This is a genomic window from Pseudomonas sp. TE12508, from assembly GCF_056279485.1.
The window spans coordinates 29,542-48,339 of the sequence record NZ_JBWCCN010000011.1; the positions used below are offsets into that span (position 1 = coordinate 29,542).

General features: G+C 59.1%; 12 protein-coding genes. 9 read left to right on the top strand and 3 right to left on the bottom strand.

What is annotated here, in order from left to right:
• Positions 1 to 304 precede the first annotated feature (304 nt).
• From ACZ9IM_RS16305 to ACZ9IM_RS16335, 7 genes are all read left to right on the top strand, one after another.
• Complete coding sequence (locus tag ACZ9IM_RS16305; protein ID WP_123500663.1) at positions 305 to 1,219, top strand: glutamate/aspartate ABC transporter substrate-binding protein; 915 nt, start codon at positions 305 to 307, stop codon at positions 1,217 to 1,219.
• A 190-nt stretch (positions 1,220 to 1,409) separates the two neighbouring features.
• Positions 1,410 to 2,156 (top strand): amino acid ABC transporter permease, encoded by a 747-nt coding sequence (locus tag ACZ9IM_RS16310; RefSeq protein WP_427622976.1) that lies wholly within the window; start codon positions 1,410 to 1,412, stop codon positions 2,154 to 2,156.
• Positions 2,156 to 2,827, top strand: a complete 672-nt coding sequence (locus ACZ9IM_RS16315; RefSeq protein ID WP_427622977.1) for an amino acid ABC transporter permease — start codon at positions 2,156 to 2,158, stop codon at positions 2,825 to 2,827. The genes ACZ9IM_RS16310 and ACZ9IM_RS16315 overlap by 1 nt, the downstream gene beginning before the upstream one ends.
• Positions 2,824 to 3,558 carry an amino acid ABC transporter ATP-binding protein gene (locus tag ACZ9IM_RS16320; protein ID WP_008069475.1) on the top strand — a complete coding sequence of 245 codons (735 nt, stop codon included), beginning with the start codon at positions 2,824 to 2,826 and terminating at the stop codon, positions 3,556 to 3,558. The genes ACZ9IM_RS16315 and ACZ9IM_RS16320 overlap by 4 nt, the downstream gene beginning before the upstream one ends.
• Positions 3,559 to 3,821: 263 nt before the next feature.
• Positions 3,822 to 5,723 carry a two-component sensor histidine kinase AauS gene (gene aauS, locus ACZ9IM_RS16325; protein ID WP_476224468.1) on the top strand — a complete coding sequence of 634 codons (1,902 nt, stop codon included), beginning with the start codon at positions 3,822 to 3,824 and terminating at the stop codon, positions 5,721 to 5,723.
• A complete protein-coding gene (aauR, locus tag ACZ9IM_RS16330; protein ID WP_429545719.1) occupies positions 5,720 to 7,048 on the top strand; it encodes a two-component response regulator AauR in 1,329 nt (442 codons plus the stop codon). Before aauS ends, aauR begins: the two co-directional genes overlap by 4 nt.
• Positions 7,049 to 7,056: 8 nt before the next feature.
• A complete protein-coding gene (locus ACZ9IM_RS16335; protein ID WP_185047110.1) occupies positions 7,057 to 7,386 on the top strand; it encodes a GlpM family protein in 330 nt (109 codons plus the stop codon).
• Between the two features lie 137 nt (positions 7,387 to 7,523).
• Here the strand turns inward: ACZ9IM_RS16335 and ACZ9IM_RS16340 are convergent, their stop codons facing one another.
• On the bottom strand, positions 7,524 to 8,192 hold the full coding sequence (locus ACZ9IM_RS16340; RefSeq protein ID WP_476224469.1) for a DsbA family oxidoreductase: 669 nt from the start codon (positions 8,190 to 8,192) through the stop codon (positions 7,524 to 7,526).
• 548 nt (positions 8,193 to 8,740) lie between these two features.
• On the opposite strand from ACZ9IM_RS16340, the gene ACZ9IM_RS16345 reads away from it, so the two are divergent.
• Positions 8,741 to 9,097 (top strand): DUF6124 family protein, encoded by a 357-nt coding sequence (locus ACZ9IM_RS16345; protein ID WP_008072318.1) that lies wholly within the window; start codon positions 8,741 to 8,743, stop codon positions 9,095 to 9,097.
• 178 nt (positions 9,098 to 9,275) lie between these two features.
• Here ACZ9IM_RS16345 and ACZ9IM_RS16350 read toward each other — a convergent pair whose 3' ends face one another.
• Entirely contained in the window at positions 9,276 to 10,310 is a 1,035-nt protein-coding gene (locus ACZ9IM_RS16350; RefSeq protein ID WP_008072317.1) for an alpha/beta fold hydrolase, read from the bottom strand.
• 460 nt (positions 10,311 to 10,770) lie between these two features.
• Between ACZ9IM_RS16350 and ACZ9IM_RS16355 the strand changes: the two genes are divergently transcribed.
• On the top strand, positions 10,771 to 16,344 hold the full coding sequence (locus tag ACZ9IM_RS16355) for a dermonecrotic toxin domain-containing protein (RefSeq protein ID WP_476224470.1): 5,574 nt from the start codon (positions 10,771 to 10,773) through the stop codon (positions 16,342 to 16,344).
• A gap of 41 nt (positions 16,345 to 16,385) precedes the next feature.
• Here ACZ9IM_RS16355 and metE read toward each other — a convergent pair whose 3' ends face one another.
• Entirely contained in the window at positions 16,386 to 18,698 is a 2,313-nt protein-coding gene (metE, locus tag ACZ9IM_RS16360; protein WP_476224471.1) for a 5-methyltetrahydropteroyltriglutamate--homocysteine S-methyltransferase, read from the bottom strand.
• Positions 18,699 to 18,798: the final 100 nt, after the last annotated feature.

Genomic DNA, 18,798 nt, shown 5'->3' on the forward strand with positions numbered 1-18,798 from the left:
TCGCGAGCAGGCTCGCTCCCACAGGGGATAGGTGCAAGGCATGAGATTCCATTCGGTTTTCCGAACGCGACTCGACGGTCGATTCGGTTAACCGGATTCTCCATCGCGAAAATTCACGCCATAAATATTTAATATCTTTATAAATCAATAACTTGATCTATATCGCCTGGCCTGGCACGAGTCATGCTCTACACTCTTGGACGAATGTACGCTGCGCCACCCCTTCAGGAGCCGGCAAGCATTCGAAGCACCAAAAAGGGCCGATGAACTGGCTCCATATAAAAACAATGTCGAGGAAAATTTGATGCGCATCGTTCCCCATCTCCTGGGCGCAGCCATTGCTGCCGCTCTGATTAGCACTCCAGTTTTCGCCGCCGAACTCACCGGCACACTGAAGAAGATCAAAGAGTCCGGCACCATCACCCTCGGGCATCGTGACGCTTCCATTCCGTTTTCCTATATCGCGGACGCTTCCGGCAAACCGGTTGGCTACTCCCACGATATCCAGCTGAAAATCGTTGAAGCCATCAAGAAAGACCTGGACATGCCCAACCTCCAGGTCAAATACAACCTGGTGACCTCGCAAACCCGTATCCCGCTGGTGCAGAACGGCACCGTGGACGTCGAGTGCGGCTCCACCACCAACAACGTCGAACGTCAGCAGCAAGTTGACTTCTCCGTCGGCATCTTCGAAATCGGCACCAAGCTGCTGGCCAAGAAAGATTCCCCATACAAAGACTTCGCCGACCTCAAAGGCAAGAACGTCGTGACCACCGCCGGCACCACGTCCGAGCGCATCCTCAAGTCGATGAACGCCGACAAGCAGATGGGCATGAACGTGATCTCCGCCAAAGACCATGGCGAGTCCTTCCAGATGCTGGAAACCGGCCGTGCCGTGGCTTTCATGATGGACGACGCCTTGCTGGCCGGTGAAATGGCCAAGGCCAAGAAGCCGACCGACTGGGCCGTGACCGGGACTGCGCAGTCCAATGAGATTTACGGTTGCATGGTTCGCAAAGGCGACGCGCCGTTCAAGAAAGCTGTCGACGACGCCATCATCGCGACCTACAAATCCGGCGAGATCAACAAGATCTACGAAAAATGGTTCATGCAGCCAATTCCGCCAAAAGGCCTGAACCTGATGTTCCCGATGAGCGAAGAGCTCAAGGCCCTGATCGCCAATCCGACCGACAAAGCGGCTGACGAAAAGAAATCCTGATTTCTGACTAACCTTATCCCCTGAGAGAGCCTTTGCCCTTTCAGGGGTTGTCACTCCCTGCTGGCATTTCTGGAAACACTCGAACCGGTGGCTGTCGAGCCGCTCGTGTGTGCCTGACCATTAGAGTCGGGCGGGAACGGAGTCCCCAGGCGGGCATTTGTAAATCGAACGAATCCGAGGGGAGACCCTAATGAATTACAACTGGGACTGGGGCGTGTTCTTCAAGTCCACCGGCGTGGGCAGCGAGATTTATTTCGACTGGTACCTCTCCGGTTTGGGCTGGACCATCGCCATTGCCGTCGCAGCCTGGATCATCGCGCTGCTGCTGGGCTCGATTCTGGGCGTCATGCGCACGGTACCGAATCGCATCGTATCGGGCATCGCGACCTGCTACGTCGAAATCTTCCGTAACGTGCCGCTGCTGGTTCAGCTGTTCATCTGGTACTTCCTGGTGCCCGACCTGCTGCCTGCGGATATCCAGGAGTGGTACAAGCAGGATCTCAACCCCACCACTTCGGCCTTCCTCAGCGTCGTCGTGTGCCTGGGTCTGTTCACCACCGCTCGCGTTTGCGAACAAGTGCGCACCGGTATCCAGGCGCTGCCCCGCGGCCAGGAAGCCGCCGCTCGCGCCATGGGTTTCAAGCTGCCGCAGATCTACTGGAACGTGCTGCTGCCCCAGGCTTACCGCATCATCATTCCGCCGCTTACCTCGGAATTTTTGAACGTATTCAAGAACTCCTCCGTCGCGTCGCTGATTGGCCTGATGGAGCTGCTCGCGCAGACCAAACAGACCGCCGAGTTCTCCGCCAACCTGTTCGAAGCCTTCACCCTGGCCACGCTGATCTACTTCACGCTGAACATGAGCCTGATGCTGCTGATGCGTTCGGTCGAGAAGAAAGTCGCCGTACCGGGCCTGATTTCCGTAGGGGGTAAATGATGGAATTCGACTTCTCGGGCATCATTCCGTCCCTTCCGGGTTTGTGGAACGGCATGGTCATGACCCTCAAGCTGATGGCCTTGGGCGTGATCGGCGGGATCATCCTCGGCACGATCCTGGCGCTGATGCGCTTGTCCCACAACAAACTGCTGTCGAACATCGCCGGCGCCTACGTTAACTACTTCCGCTCGATCCCGTTGCTGCTGGTCATCACCTGGTTCTACCTGGCGGTGCCGTTTGTATTACGCTGGATTACCGGCGAAGACACCCCGATCGGCGCGTTCGCCTCGTGCATCGTGGCCTTCATGATGTTCGAAGCCGCGTATTTCTGCGAAATCGTCCGGGCTGGCGTGCAGTCGATCCCCAAGGGTCAGATGGGCGCTGCCCAGGCGTTGGGTATGGAATACGGCCAGATGATGCGACTGATCATCCTGCCGCAAGCGTTTCGCAAGATGACCCCGTTGTTGCTGCAACAGAGCATCATTCTGTTCCAGGACACCTCGCTGGTGTATGCGGTGGGTCTGGTGGATTTCCTCAATGCCTCCCGTGCCAGTGGCGACATCATCGGTCGCTCCAATGAGTTCCTGATCTTCGCAGGTCTCACGTACTTCACAATCAGCTTTGCCGCCTCGCTGCTGGTCAAGCGTCTGCAAAAAAGGTTTGCCGTATGATCTCTATCAAGAATGTCAACAAGTGGTATGGCGACTTCCAGGTACTGACTGACTGCAGCACCGAGGTCAAAAAAGGCGAAGTGATTGTGGTGTGCGGGCCGTCCGGCTCCGGTAAATCCACCCTGATCAAATGCGTCAACGCCCTGGAACCGTTCCAGAAAGGCGACGTGATCGTCGATGGCACATCCATCGCCGACCCGAAGACCAACCTGCCGAAACTGCGTTCGCGCGTTGGCATGGTGTTCCAGCATTTCGAACTGTTCCCGCACCTGAGCATCATGGACAACCTGACCATCGCACAGGTCAAGGTGTTGGGTCGCAGCAAGGAAGAGGCATCCAAGAAAGCCCTGCAACTGCTCGAACGCGTCGGCCTCTCCGCCCACGCCAAAAAGCACCCGGGCCAACTCTCCGGTGGTCAGCAACAGCGTGTGGCGATTGCCCGTGCGCTGGCGATGGACCCGATCGTCATGCTGTTCGACGAACCGACCTCGGCGCTGGACCCGGAAATGGTCAACGAAGTACTCGACGTGATGGTGCAACTGGCCCACGAAGGCATGACCATGATGTGCGTGACCCATGAAATGGGCTTTGCGCGCAAAGTGGCCGACCGGGTGATATTCATGGACCAGGGCAAGATCATCGAAGACTGCAAGAAAGAAGAGTTCTTCGGCGACATCACCGCCCGCTCCGACCGCGCGCAGCATTTCCTCGAGAAGATTCTGCAGCACTAAACATCGGACGCTGCTCCCCCTGTGGGAGCTGGCTCTGTGGTGAGGGGGTTTGCCTGTGGCGAGGGGGCTTGCCCCCGTTCGGCTGCGAAGCAGTCGTAAACCCGTTGCATGCGGTTTGACTTCGAAATACCGGGGCCGCTTCGCGACCCAACGGGGGCAAGCCCCCTCGCCACAGGCAAGCCCCCTCGCCACACAAGTCCGCTCCCACAGGCGGCCAGTGGAGATATGGATATTTGTGTTGTGGTTGACCCAAGGCATCTGTGATGAAATGCGACTCCACTCTCTATCGCGCCGCGCCGCCATCACTCGCCGTGAAACCCCGTTTGATTCGCCATCTGTTCCTGCCGCCACTGGTCATCGCCCTGATGATCGGATTGGGTTACATCGGCTTCTGGGTCAGTGAACACTACGGAATTCGCAGCCTTAGCGAGAATGGCCAGCGTCAGTTGGAACTGCACGCCCGCGCCGTCGAGAGCGAAATCAGCAAGTACACCTACCTGCCCAGCCTGCTGGAACTCGAATCCAGTGTTTCAAAGCTGTTGGCCGACCCGTCTCCGGAACTCCGGCAGACGGTCAACGAATACCTTGAAGGCCTGAACCGGCGCAGCCGCAGTCGGGCCATCTATGTGATGGACACCACCGGTCGCGTACTGGCCACCAGCAACTGGCGCGATGTCGACAGTTATCTGGGTGAAGACCTGTCCTTCCGCGCCTATTTCCAGAATGCCGTGCGCGGTCAGCCGGGGCGTTTCTATGGCATCGGCAGCACCAGTGGCGAACCCGGCTATTACCTGGCGCATGGCCTGGAAGAGCACGGCAAGATCATCGGCGTCGCCGTGGTCAAGGTCCGCCTCGAAGCCATGGAAGAACGCTGGCAGCGTGCGCGTCTGGAAGCCTTCGTCAGCGACGAGAACGGCATCATCATTCTCTCCAGCGATCCGGCGCGGCGGCTTAAATCGGTTGTGCCATTGAGCGAGGAAACCAAGGAAAAACTGGCCCGTAGCCTGCAGTACTACTGGTTTCCGCTGAACGAACTGCAACCGCTGGCGCGGGAGAAACTGGCCGAAGGCGAGGAAAAACTGACCTTCCCCGCCAACAGCGAATTGATGTCCGATGAAGAGAACATCAGCTACCTCTCGCAAACCCGGCCGCTGAGCGACACCCCATGGAATTTCACCCTGCTCACCCCCCTGCAGGATTTGCGGCGTGAAGCGATCAATCAGGGGATTCTGGTGGCGGTGGCGTTTGCCCTGGTAGCGTTTCTGCTGATCGCCTGGAACGAGCGGCGCAAGGTGATCGCCACCCGCCTCGCGGCGCGGGAAGCCTTGCAGGAAGCCAACAATCAACTGGAGCGTCGGATTACCGAACGCACCACCGACCTGCGCGCCAGCAACGAACGACTCAAGGGCCAGATCCGTGAACGCCGGCAGGCGGAAGAGACATTGCGCCGCGCCCAGGATGAACTGGTCCAGGCCGGCAAACTGGCGGCCATCGGCCAGATGTCCACCAGCATCGCCCACGAATTGAACCAGCCGCTGGCCGCCTTGCGGACCTTGTCCGGCAATACCGTGCGTTTTCTGGAACGCGGTCAGCTGGATGTGGCCAGCACCAACCTCAAGACCATCAATGAACTGATCGACCGCATGGGCCGGATCACCGCCAGCCTGCGTTCCTTCGCCCGGCGCGGTGATGACAAGGGCCAGGCCAGCTTTGGCAAAGCCGTGGACGCCGCCCTGCAATTGCTGGGCAGCCGGATGGAAAGCGCGCACCTGCAACTGCATCGCGACCTCGAAGACGTGCAGGTGCTGATCGACCAGACCCGTCTGGAGCAGATTCTGGTCAACCTGATCGGCAACGCGCTCGACGCCATGCAGTCGCAGCCCCTGCCGGCGTTGTGGCTCGAAGGCGAGGAGTTCGATGGCAAGTATCGTCTGCGGGTACGCGACAACGGCCACGGCATCGATGCCGAAGCGCGCAAGCATCTGTTCGAACCATTCTTCACCACCAAACCCGGCGAACAAGGCCTGGGCCTCGGCCTGACGCTTTCCGCCAGCCTGGCCGCCGCCACTGGCGGGCATCTGGGTGTCGAGCACCCGGCCAGCGGTGGCACCACCTTCGTCCTCAGTTTACCGTTGGTAAGCCCCACTCCCGCCGAGCCAATATGAACAACGACCTTAGTGTGCTGATCGTCGAAGACGACCCCCATGTCCTGCTCGGCTGCCAACAGGCGCTGACCCTGGAAGACATTCCCTGCGTGGGCGTCGGCAGCGCCGAAGAAGCATTGGAGCGGGTCGGCGATAACTTCGCCGGCATCGTCATCAGCGACATCCGCCTGCCGGGCATCGATGGCCTGGAACTGCTGACCCGGCTCAAGGCCCGCGATCGCAGCCTGCCGGTGGTGCTGATTACCGGCCATGGCGACATCTCGATGGCCGTCGGCGCGATGCAAAAAGGCGCCTACGACTTCATGGAGAAACCCTTCTCCCCGGAACGTCTGGTGGACGTCGCCCGCCGTGCGCTGGAGCAACGCAGCCTGGCGCGGGAAGTGTCGTCGTTACGTCGACAGCTGTTCGAGCGCGACTCCCTCGAAGGCCGGATCATCGGGCGCTCGCCGGCCATGCAGAACCTGCGAGAACTGATCGCCAACGTCGCCGATACCTCGGCCAACGTGCTGATCGAAGGCGAGACCGGTACCGGTAAAGAATTGGTTGCGCGCTGCCTGCACGACTTCAGCCGTCGGCACACCAAACAGTTCGTCGCGCTGAACTGCGGTGGCCTGCCGGAGAACCTGTTCGAAAGTGAAATTTTCGGTCACGAGGCCAACGCCTTCACCGGTGCCGGCAAGCGGCGGATCGGCAAGATCGAGCACGCCGACGGCGGCACGCTGTTCCTCGATGAAGTAGAAAGCATGCCGCTGCCGTTGCAGATCAAACTGCTGCGGGTGTTGCAGGAACGCACCCTTGAACGCCTTGGCTCGAACCAGAGCGTGGCGGTGGATTGCCGGGTGATCGCCGCGACCAAGTCCGATCTGGATCAATCGAGCAAGGCCGGCGAGTTTCGCAGCGACCTGTATTACCGCCTGAACGTGGTAACCCTGGAACTGCCGCCGCTGCGCGAACGCCGCGAAGACATCCTGCAATTGTTCGAACACTTCCTGCAGCAGTCATCCTTGCGCTTCGACCGCGCGGTACCGGAACTGGACAACCAGACCCTGTCGAACCTGATGAGCCACGACTGGCCAGGCAACGTGCGCGAATTGCGCAACGTCGCCGAGCGTTTCGCATTGGGCCTGCCGGCCTTCAAAAAATCCGGCACCAATGGCAACAATCAGGGCCTGGCCTTCGCCGAAGCGGTGGAAGCCTTCGAACGCAACCTGCTCAGCGACGCCTTGCAGCGCAGCGGCGGCAACCTGACCCAGGCCAGCCAGGAACTGGGGATGGCCAAGACCACGCTGTTCGACAAAGTGAAGAAATACGGGTTGAGCCACTGATGGATCTGATTTTCAAAGCAACCCTGGGCGCGGCGGTGGTGGTGATCCTCGCCATGCTGGCCAAGACCAAAAACTATTACATCGCCGGCCTGGTGCCGCTGTTTCCGACCTTTGCGCTGATCGCTCACTACATCGTCGGCAAGGGGCGCTCGCTGGATGATCTGAAAACCACCATCGTGTTTGGCATGTGGTCGATCATTCCGTACTTCGTCTACCTGGCGACCTTGTATGTGATGGTCGACCGAATGCGGCTGGAGGCTTCATTGGCGGTGGCGGCGGTGGCGTGGTTGATGGCGGCGACGGTGCTGGTCAGCGTTTGGGTTCGCTTGCACGCCTGACCGCGATCTTCTGTAACTGATCGTTCCCACGCGCAGCAAAGGAATGCAGCCCGTGACGCTCCGCGTCACTGGACGCGGAGCGTCCTTAGAGGCATTCCCACGCAGAGCGTGGGAACGATCGAGCGTGTAACGTCAGTTCAACCGTTGACTGTTCCACCCTTGGCCTCACTCATAATCTGGCGAATCGCACCGACAAACGTCTCCACCGGCTGCCCGCCACTGACGGCGTACTGCCCGTTAAACACCACCGTCGGCACTGAACTCACTCCGCGCGATAGCCACAACTGTTCTTCTTCGCGAACCTCTTTGGTGAATTCATCGGACGCCAGAATCGCCTCGGCCCGCTGCCGATTCAGCCCCACGCTTTCAGCGATCTGCGCCAATTGCCCGTGATCGGAAGGATTGCCGCCCTCGGTGAAATACGCCTTGAACAGTGCGTCTTTCAGGTTGAACTGCAATCCTTCCAGCCCCGCCCAATGCAGCAAGCGGTGAGCATCGAAAGTGTTGTAGATACGGCTGCTGCCGTCCGTGCGAAAGGCAAACCCGACCTCGGCGCCGCGCGCGCGGATCATTTCGCGGTTCTTCTGCGATTGCTCAGGCGTCGAGCCGTACTTTTCGCTGATGTGTTCGGTGATGTTCTGGCCCTCTGGGCCCATCTTCGGGTTCAGTTCGAACGGCTGGAAACGGATCTCGGCCTGGACTTCATCGCCGAGCGAATCCAGGGCACGGGTCAGGCTATACAGACCGACGACGCACCAGGGGCAGGACACGTCGCTGACGAAATCGATTTTCAGGGGGGTACTCATCATTTACCTCGCAGGCTTGAATCGCGCCGGAAAGTTCGAACGATACACCCGCAGGCTGAGCCCGTGTGGCAGCCGTTCCACTATTCCCCTTGTGGGAGCGAGCCTGCTCGCGAAGGCGTCATGTCAGTTGATATCTGCATTGGCTGATGCACCGCTTTCGCGAGCAGGCTCGCTCCCACAGGGGGATTTCGGGTGTTTTGGGGATGGTGTTTAGTTCTGTTTAGCGTTACTTCCTGAAAGCTACAGCGCCTTGCGCCGTCGCCTACAACCACGTCAGAATCCGCCGGCTTGTGCGTCTGGAGGCCCGTCGGTAACTTGGTTCCTGTCACTGATTCCCAGTGATCGGGTTTAGTAGCCCGGCTTTTCCCAAATTGGTGCACATGCGTCTTTCAGTCAGGCACTCGCCTGCACTTGATGGTAGCTGTGCGCATGGCGCCCTCGGGCGCGCCGGATTTGGGAGTTTGCCGGTCTACTAACTTGCGCACAGCTGCCACCCTTCCGTTTAGTAGCGAGACAGGTTGCGGCTCTACTATTAGGACTAACTCCAGATGTTCAAAATAACTCCGAATCCACCGGAAACCGACGACGTTTCCCCATACGAAACCCCAGGCTCCAAAAAGCTCAACGAAGCCGCCGACCGCGCCCTCGATTACTACCTCAAACCGGTCATTCCCAAAGACACCCCACGCAAACCCAGCACCCTTTACCTCATCGCCCCCGACGCCAACAACGAAACCCTGCTGGTCAACGCCTGCGAATCGCTGGCGGCGGCGAGCGTGATGCTGAGTGATTTCGCGGGGCAGCTGAACGGCCCGCAACGCAACACCGTGCTCGGCATCCAGAACTCGGTCATGCTGGGTGAACTGGCGGTGAACCGGATGCTGGATAACTTCGTTCCAACGTAAACCAGCCTCCGTTTTTGTGGCGAGGGGGCTTGCCCCCGTTCGGCTGCGCAGCAGTCGTAAATCGGCTTGCGCGGTTTTTCAGGAGATCCGCGCTGACCGGTCATGGGACTGCTTCGCAGCCCAACGGGGGCAAGCCCCCTCGCCACAAGAGCCCGCTCTTACAGTTTGGATTTGGGTGTTACAGAAGATTGTGTTCGGCCACTGGATCGATTTGTGCCCAGTGTGAGGTGTCTTCGCGGTGGGCCTGCAAATACGGCAACACCGCCGCCAGTAACGGCGCCTTGAACGCCTCTTGAAAACGATGGGCCAGCCCCGGGATCAGCTTCAACTGACTGCCGCGAATGTGCGCCGCCAGGTGTACGCCGTGCATCACCGGCAACAACGGATCGGCGGTGCCGTGAACCACCAGCGTCGGCACCCGCAGTTGGTTAAGCAGCGCCACACGGCTCCGTTCAGCGAGGATCGCCATGATCTGGCGCTTCACGCCCTCCGGGTTGAACGCCCGGTCATAAGACTGCGCCGCCTGCTGCAGCAACGCCTGCCGGTCATCGCTCACCGCCGGGCTGCCCAGTGCCGCCAGCAAGTCGGCCTGTTGCTCCAGCGCCACTTCACGATTCGGCGCACCACGTCGCGCGAGTAACTGCACCAGCGCCGCACTCGGCGCCGGCAAACCTTCGGCCCCCGAGCTGGTCATCAGCAAGGTCAGGCTCTCGACACGCTGCGGTGCCATGGCCGCCATATGCTGGGCGATCATCCCGCCCATGCTGGCACCCAGCACGTGAAATTGCTCGACGTGCAAGGCATCCATCAACCCAAACGCATCGTCAGCCATGTCGGTCAGGGTGTACGGCGCCGATACCGGCAAACCGAGTTTGTAGCGCAGCACTTCGAACGTCAGGTTGGCGTCGACAGGCGCCTGCCGCCAAGTCGAGAGGCCCACATCGCGATTGTCATAGCGGATTACCCGAAACCCCTGCTGACACAGCGCAACCACCACCTCGTCCGGCCAGTGAATCAACTGCCCGCCCAGCCCCATCACCAACAACAATGCAGGGTCCGAGGCACGGCCAATGCTCTGGTAGGCCAGGCTCACCTGCTCCAGATCGACCCGCTCGGTCGGAACATTGACATCGCACCGCGAAGCCGCCAGGGACGGCAAGCTGAACAATAAAGCGGCCAGAAAAGTGGCCGCCGATAACAATAAAGCACGCATGAAAAACACCGAAACGCAGAACTCCAGTAGAGCGCGAGTCTGATGAAGTTTGTTCAAGCGCGCTGCCACAGTTACGTGACAGTTTGATGAAGATTGCCGAGCGGTCATCGTGACAGCCCGATTGCACGAGGAATGCTGTTCACTTAAGAGAGTCTTGAATCAGAGAAACCTGTGGCGAGGGAGCTTGCTCCCGCTTGAGTGCGTAGCACTCACAAAAATCGGTGATTGTTATCGGATTTTGGGGCCGCTACGCAGCCCAGCGCGAGCAAGCTCGCTTGCCACAAAAGTACGCACGATCCAAGAGCGCGCCTAAATGAACAGCATTACGATTGCACGAGGTGCGTTCGATCACATTCTCCTCTGACGCGATAACTATTTACCGCCACCGTCCCCGAGAACTTTCCTTAAATGGCTCGCAAATGGAGTGGAACCGCCGCTCCTCGCACCGAGCCCTGTTGATATGACCGATAGACTTCTTTTCGACCTCCCCAACCCGGCGCTGATCCTCATCCCTACCCCATCCGCGCTGCCGCCTCTCTACGACGAAAGCCTGTTTCTGCATGCTTCGGCACGCTGGCGCGAAAGCAGCGAGGGCTTGCGCGAGCTTCTTGCCGCCAGTCCGGGAATGCGTGACACGCTCACTCAACTGTTGAAACAAAAACTCGATCTGGCCGGGCAACAAGCTGGCTTGCTCTTCGTCGCCACACAGGAGCATCCGGAACGGTTTGTCAGCTTCACCGATGCCTGCGCCTTCGTCCTGCAACACCCGACACTGGAGACGACGCTCGATGAGCGCTGTCGAGTGACCGGTCTGAATCAGACTCATCCCCTGTCGAACCTGACGCCACTGCAAATGCTCGAACGACTCAAGACACTCAACCCTGAACAGTCGCACCGCGAGCGTTGGGCAACCTACTGGGACACGCGCGCCCCCGGCACTGCGGTATCGCGTAAACAACGGGCAATACAGCTTTACCGTCATCATTTCGAAGCGAGCATCCAACTGGCATTCGCCCAGAGAGCCCTGACGGCGGAACAGCTCAAACCCCTGTTGTTGATCATTGATCCGCCCCTCGGTGCTCTGACGCTGGACAGCCAGCCTGTCCATGCCGAGCAATTGGCCCTGGTATTGAGTAACCTCGGCAGAGTCGAACTCCCAGGCGCATGGGTCATCACCACAGGCGAGGCGGCCAGCGGCAGTCAATGGCTGTATCTGCCTTGCCGGCCCGTCGCCATTCAACTTTTCAGTCAACGCAGCGACATGGAGGCATGGCTGCTCCGACAGGCACTCATCCCGACCGGCTTGCCTACCGATAACGTTCGCTTTGAATACACCGCCAAAACCGACCCCATGGGCGTGGGCGCAAGCGACCTGTTTGCGGCCTGCCAGCCGGCTCACGTCAGCGCGTTACGCCACGCAACCCTCGACAAGCCCGGGTTGGCGGAGCACGGTGCGCAATCCCTCGCCCTGGCTGACCAGGTTGACCAAGAGCGCGGCAAGACTGCCATTCTCGCCTCACCCCCCAAGCTGGAAACCGCCGATGGCGACACGGTGGCCAGTGAACAGCCACTGTTTGGCAGCCTATATGCGGATATCCCCTTGTCACTGCGCCGGGCCGCGCTGAACAAGCAGCGCGATGCGCTCGAAATATTGGTGGCAGAGGTAGGAGATGGCCAGGGCCTGCAACCGTTCAAGGACTCGCTCAAAGCGTTGGAAACCGCCGAAGAAGCCGCAGACAAGGCCGCCTCTGCGTTGCTTTATCGATCGCGCCCACTGGATGTGGTCACGTTCCAGCAGGCGTTCACCGCCCTGCACAGCGCCCATAAGGCCGGTCTGCACGCAGAAGCCAGGCTCCAACTGGCGCTTAAACAACTCAGTGACGAGGAGTGCAGCCTGCTCAAGGCCTTGCTGGACACTCCCGATCATCCAGGTCCGGACCCCGTCGCGGCCAGCCTGACCCTATCGATGACCGAACAGAGCGGTGACAAAACCACGGTCACCGCCCAGGAACTCAACGGCGCATTTATCGTCACCCGAGCGGATGCGCTGGCCGATGCCAATTCGCCGCACAGCGTGCTGCTCTACTGGTCTGGCACCGGCGGTGGTCTGCAACGATTCGCCAACCGTCGTGAGCTTGAACGCCAGGTATTGCAGATTCATCAGCAGGACAATGCACTGACGTTGCATCTGAATAAAATTCCTGGCGACGCGCTGACGTACGGGCTGAATCAATTGACCAGCGACTTCGAAGAACAGGCCGGCGCGCTGCGCCAGCGTCACGCCGAGCCGGCCAAGGCCGCGCAGCGTGCCGAACAACTGGAAATCTTGCGCAAACACACCCGCGCCACGTTGCAGGTTCCGGTACATGCTGCCAGGAACCTTGCTTTCGCCCACCTGCAAGAGCAAGACCTCAGCAATATCCTCGCCTCCAACCTGCCAAATTGGCTCAGTGCACTGACCGAGGCTGACCGTACCAGGCTCAAGCGACTGATCGAGGCGTACATCACGGCGATGCAACGTAGCCACGAACTGATAACAGTCGCCCTGGAACCCCGTGACGACTTCACCCGCAAACACTTGCACGCCCGTCTGCGCAAGGATTTCGCGATCAAGGGCCGTTTCGACGTGAAGCTCGACTTGCCCGATTCGGTGAAATGGGCAAAGCATCTCGATCCCGCTCCCGGAGCGCCAGGAACCCCGCAAAAACTCGTGCTGATTCCAAGTGTGACGCGTAGCAGGATGTCTCTCGAGGACCTGGCCCAACACAATATAGACAACACACCGTCGATGAACCTGGAACCCCTTTCCCTGCGATTGAGCTTCATGCAGGTGGAGGTTACTGCGGCGAATAAGACAGAAGCCCAGGCCCTGAAAAGCGGCATCACCCGTGATTATCTGATGAGGGTCCTGCCGGAGCTCGACCTGCCCAAGGCATACGAAACGCTGATCCGCGACGCGTTCACGGGGGCGGCCACCGAGTCCGTCTTCAGCAAAGAGCATCGCCGCGAGAGCCTGATCGAGCCCTGGGCGCTGATGCTCAAATTGCAGGGTGAGACCGCCCGCCTGCAAAAGCAGATCGACCAAAACGACTTGCAAGTCCTGCACATCGCCATCGACGCCGACAACCCCGAAGCCTGGCGCACCGATGGCAAGCGCATTGTATTGCTGCCGGCCTACTTGAGCGTGGGTGGCAAGGACACACCCAATGAAGGCCCCGTGACTTTGTCTGGCGTGAACTTCATCGAGGAACAGGTCAGCGGGGTCACTTTGCTATACCTGCCCGACAGCCCCGATGGCCAATTCCTGCGCCGTTACGACAGCCTGGAAACCGCTCGCAAAGCCCTGTTCAACCTGTGTCTGCATGACAAATGGGTCGGCTACCTGGCTGGCCGGGCCTTACAGGGCGACGTACGAGCCCACGAAATCCGCATCAAGCAGAGCATGCTTAAACATTTCGACGCCTTGATCGGAGTCGGCTTGCGTTGGCCCGCGACCACCTCGTTGGCCGCCCACCTGGTCAATGCTCATATGGGTCGCCTGATCGAAACTCATCGCGGCACCTCCCGCGCCAACGACGCGCTGTACATGGAGCGTTACGCACTGAAAGGCCCGCGCGCCTTCAACTACATAAAAATGGCTTTTGGACTGGTGCCTTTCGTCGGGACCGCTATCGCACTCTACGATGCCTGGATCGCCGCGAACCAGGCGGTGGCAGCCTTTTTACGCGCAGACGTGGGTGACGGCCTGGCGGAGGTCGAATCGGTGCTGTTGTCGCTGATCGACGCGGCCATGGATCTGCTCCCCGGTGAAGTTGCAGCCTCGGCGCTTTCCCGGACAGCCAGCTCCGTCACGCGCGCGCGCCAGCTGCATAAGTTGGGCACAACGGCGGCCGCGATACAGGTGCCCTCGATGCGTCAGGCCCGGCATGTGGCCGAACGCTTCGCCGGTTACGAGTATGAGCAGGCAATTTCCCTGTCGGGACTGCAGCCGGCAACCCAGGGGACCTATCGCAATATCTACCGCCATGCCGAGGGTGATTTTATCGTGCGCCAGGGACGGATTTTCCAGGTCGAGCGCAGCAAGGATTCACGCAACTGGCGCTTGAGCGGCAATAGCCAAAAAACCTACAAACAACCCATCGCGCTCGATGAAGCAGGCCACTGGGATACTTATTTCGGCGTTTATGGCGTTACGTTCGAAGGCGGGGGGCTCGGTGGCGGCAACATGCTCGGGCACCTGGCGGATACGCTTGATCCGGTATGGCCTCAGGCTGTGCGCGAACGGTTGCCTCGCTGGTGGAGCGACCACGCTTATCGTCGCCATCATGCATTGACCGTAGAGGCCGACAGACTCGCCTTGCAATTCGATACCCAGGTAAAGCGCACCAAAGCCGCCCTGCATGCCTACAACGCCAATCCAGAGCGTCCCAAGGCGCTGATGCACGAAGCGGAGACAGCCTGCATCGCCGATATCGAGTTAGCCAAACAGCACTACCAGACGCTGGCAGATCTGCTTCCACTCAGCCACGGCAACAAAAAGCGCGCGCTTGTGCAAATGCAAAGCGATGACGCGGCGTTACTGACCGACAGGTACAAGCAACAATTGTTCTTTGCCAATCATCGAACCGATCCCCTGCTGAACAGTATCGATGCGCTGATAGAGAGTCTGGACACATTGCCCGCTACAGCGCTCTCCGACCGGCTGCGGGTGCTGGGGGATATCCGGAAGCTGCGGCTGGAAACGATTAAAGAACTCGACACCATCAAGGCCCAAATGCGGGACCTTAACTATTGGTACGAGAAAATTACCGTCAAGGCACACAAAGCCCAACTGACCCAGGAAATCACAATGCTGAACGGGCGTCTCAGCGAGACAAATCTCCTTTACTTGAGAACCGGTAACTTGCTGGAAATGGTGACACGCTATGACACCGCCAACGATGTGTCCTGGTTCTGGCTCCAAAGCCAGGCGCAAGTGAAAAGAGCCCAAGTCGACCGCGCCCTGTTCACCCAATTCAGTCTGCCGGAAGTCAATGTTACCAAGGCTCAGCGTAACCAGATCCTTCAAGAGTGCATCGAGTACTACAGTCAATTTCGTCGGGATATGAATGCCTGGACTGCCAGCTATCCTCAGCATTTTCATCTGGATGACGTGCCGTCATTGATGGACGGCATCGCGAAAATGGCCGAGAGAGCGCGCAAGGCGCTTGATTTGCCTGCACCGACTATTCCAGGGCGCAGCAACAAAAAAGTGTTCACCACTGAAGGCGACCAATTGTTGATCGGGGTGGAGCGCTGGGAAACGACTACACAAAAGCGGCAATACATCCTGACGGGACGAAGTGGGTACATGGAAATCTGGGAACAAGGGAGCAACGGCAAATTCCGCCTCTTGAACCCACAGCCACAGCCATCCCACTCCATTCGCAGAGAACTTGAACCGTTAGTGGCAGATGCCCGCCACCGATTGCAATCACAAGAAACCTACCAGGCCAGGGTTCAAGCCTACGCGGATCAAGACATGCTCCCGGTGGACCTCGAGCACATGATGGTCAGTGAGGCAAATGAACTCACACGCCGCGCTCTTGGCATCGAGGACATTGCCCCAGGCAATGCCCTTGTCCAGCAGCTACGCGACAAGGCCACCGAACTGATTGCCACCGGTCGCGCACTGCGAACCCGTCAGTCGCTGCTGATTAAAAAACCAACCGATGGCATGCTCGGCGACCTCGTCACGCACCACGTGGTAGATATCCGTAAAACCAGTCCGATCAAAAACCTGGGCAGACGCTCGAATGGTCGAATTGACTATATGCAGGAATACGAAGTCTGGGATTTGACGCAAACACCCGCGAAAGTGCTGTGGTACGCCCACTTCCATTACAACAAGGCCGCACCTGCATTCGGCGCATTCGAGAAAGCCCATTTGAAATTACCGGAACATCGGTTTCTCACCCACGCGGACAACGCCGACCTGCCTTACGCCGATATCGGCAAACAATCTGCCGCGCTGCCACACTTCGAAAACCTCTGATGAAAAAAAGGAGCGGGATTACCCCGCTCCTTCCTGGCGCTTCACGCCAGCTGGCTACGCAACTGCCGTGCTGCCGCGACCATGTTTACCAGCGCTGCTTCGGTTTCCGGCCAGGCGCGGGTTTTCAAACCACAATCGGGGTTGACCCACAACCGCTCGGCTGGAATGCGCTTCACCGCTTTGCTCATCAATTTGACCATCTCGGTCGTGTCCGGCACCCGTGGCGAGTGGATGTCATAGACGCCCGGGCCGATGTCGTTCGGGTAGTCGAACGCTTCGAAGGCCTCCAGCAATTCCATGTCCGAGCGCGAGGTTTCGATGGTGATCACGTCGGCGTCCATGGCGGCGATGGACTCGATCACGTCGTTGAATTCGCTGTAGCACATGTGGGTGTGAATCTGGGTTTCGTCACGCACGCCCGATGCACTCAAGCGGAAGGCTTCCACCGCCCAGTCCAGGTATTCCTGCCATTGCGCCCGGCGCAGTGGCAGCCCTTCACGGAACGCGGCTTCGTCGATCTGCACGATCTTGATGCCGGCGTTTTCCAGGTCCACCACTTCATCGCGCAAGGCCAGGGCCAGTTGCTGCGCCTGAATTTTGCGCGAGACGTCTTCGCGCGGGAACGACCACATCAGCATGGTCACGGGACCGGTGAGCATGCCTTTCATGACTTTGTCGGTGAGGCTCTGGGCGTAGGTGATCCAGTCGACCGTCATCGGTTTCGGACGGCTCAGGTCGCCGTAGATGATCGCCGGTTTAACGCAGCGCGAGCCATAGCTCTGGACCCAGCCGAACCGAGTGAACAAGTAGCCGTCCAGTTGTTCGGCAAAGTACTCGACCATGTCGTTGCGCTCGGCTTCACCGTGCACCAGCACGTCCAGGCCCAGGCGTTCCTGGATTTGCACGGCGTGGCGGATTTCGCTGTGCATGGCATCCGTGTAATCGTTGGCCGACAGCTTGCCTTGCTTGAAGGCCTGGCGCGCCAGACGGATCGAAGCGGTTTGCGGGAACGAACCGATTGTGGTGGTCGGGAACGCCGGCAGTTTCAGCCGTGCCTGTTGTTGTGCGATGCGTTTGGTAAATGGTGAGAGGCGTTGGCTGTCCGCTGCGCCGATGGCATTGATTCGGGCCTGCACATCCGCTTTGTGGATACGCGGAGACTGAGCGCGACTGGCCGCAATGGCGCGGCTTTCAGCCAGGGCGGTTTGCACTTTGGGCGATTGCGGATCGTTGAGGGCATCACGCAGCACGGCGATTTCACCGCACTTCTGCACGGCAAACGCCAGCCAGCTTTTCAGTTCCGGGTCGAGTTTGTCTTCACGGTCCAGGTCCACCGGGCTGTGCAGCAACGAGCAGGAACTGCTGACCCACAAGTTATCGCCAAAACGCTCCTGGGCTGGCTGCAGTTGCGCCAGCACTTGCTCCAGTTCGCAGCGCCAGACGTTGCGGCCGTTAACCAGACCCACCGAGAGAATTTTGTAAGTCGGCAGACGATCCAGCACCTGGCCAAGTTGCTCCGGCGCGCGCACCGCGTCGATGTGCAAGCCTTGCACTGGCAGGCTGACAGCCAGGCCGAGGTTGTCTTCCAGGCCACTGAAGTAAGTCGCCACGAGTTTTTTCAGCGGCGAATATTGAAGGATGTGATAGGCGCGTTCGAAGGCGTTTTTCCAGGCCTGTGGCAGGTCGAGGGTCAGGATCGGTTCGTCGATCTGCACCCACTCCACGCCTTGGGCTGCGAGGCGACCGAGAATTTCGCCGTAGATCGGCAGCAGACGCTCCAGCAGGTCGAGCTTGTCGAAGTCATTGCCTTTGGCCTTGCCCAGCCACAGGTAAGTCAACGGGCCGATGATCACCGGTTTGACGTTGTGGCCCAGGGCTTTGGCTTCGTCGACTTCGTCGAACAGCTGTTCCCAGCTCAGTTTGAACTGTTGATCAGTGGTGAATTCCGGGACCAGGTAATGGTAGTTGGTGTCGAACCATTTGGTCAGTTCCTGGGCGTATTGCGCCTGGGTATGTTCACCGCCGCAGCAGGCTGCGGTAGCGCCACGGGCCATGGCGAACAGGGTATCGAGGGTCGGCAGGCCACGTTTATCTTTGGCACTGTCAAAACGCTCCGGGATCACGCCGAAGGTCAGTGAGTGAGTCAGTACCTGGTCGTACCAGGCGAAGTCGCCCACAGGTAGCAGGTCGATGCCAGCGTCTTTCTGCAATTGCCAATGGGTGGCGCGCAATTGGCGGCCGACGCTTTTCAGTGCGTCCTGGTCAAGATCACCCTTCCAGTAGGATTCGAGGGCTTTTTTCAGTTCGCGGTCGGCGCCGATGCGCGGGAAACCAAGTGTGTGGGCCTTAGCCATGGTGAAATTTCTCTCTATAAAAGATGCTGTAAAACATGGTGCTATTGTCGACAGCTCACCCAACATGAGACAAACTCAACCTTTTCGTGTTGATCACAAG

Bases quoted from the DNA above. Each gene is read 5' to 3' on its own strand.
- aauS (WP_476224468.1), top strand. From the start codon at position 3,822: ATGAAATGCGACTCCACTCTCTATCGCGCCGCGCCGCCATCACTCGCC.
- ACZ9IM_RS16340 (WP_476224469.1), bottom strand. From the start codon at position 8,192: ATGAGTACCCCCCTGAAAATCGATTTCGTCAGCGACGTGTCCTGCCCC.
- ACZ9IM_RS16350 (WP_008072317.1), bottom strand. From the start codon at position 10,310: ATGCGTGCTTTATTGTTATCGGCGGCCACTTTTCTGGCCGCTTTATTG.
- ACZ9IM_RS16310 (WP_427622976.1), top strand. From the start codon at position 1,410: ATGAATTACAACTGGGACTGGGGCGTGTTCTTCAAGTCCACCGGCGTG.
- ACZ9IM_RS16320 (WP_008069475.1), top strand. From the start codon at position 2,824: ATGATCTCTATCAAGAATGTCAACAAGTGGTATGGCGACTTCCAGGTA.
- ACZ9IM_RS16315 (WP_427622977.1), top strand. From the start codon at position 2,156: ATGGAATTCGACTTCTCGGGCATCATTCCGTCCCTTCCGGGTTTGTGG.
- ACZ9IM_RS16345 (WP_008072318.1), top strand. From the start codon at position 8,741: ATGTTCAAAATAACTCCGAATCCACCGGAAACCGACGACGTTTCCCCA.
- ACZ9IM_RS16305 (WP_123500663.1), top strand. From the start codon at position 305: ATGCGCATCGTTCCCCATCTCCTGGGCGCAGCCATTGCTGCCGCTCTG.
- aauR (WP_429545719.1), top strand. From the start codon at position 5,720: ATGAACAACGACCTTAGTGTGCTGATCGTCGAAGACGACCCCCATGTC.
- ACZ9IM_RS16355 (WP_476224470.1), top strand. From the start codon at position 10,771: ATGACCGATAGACTTCTTTTCGACCTCCCCAACCCGGCGCTGATCCTC.
- metE (WP_476224471.1), bottom strand. From the start codon at position 18,698: ATGGCTAAGGCCCACACACTTGGTTTCCCGCGCATCGGCGCCGACCGC.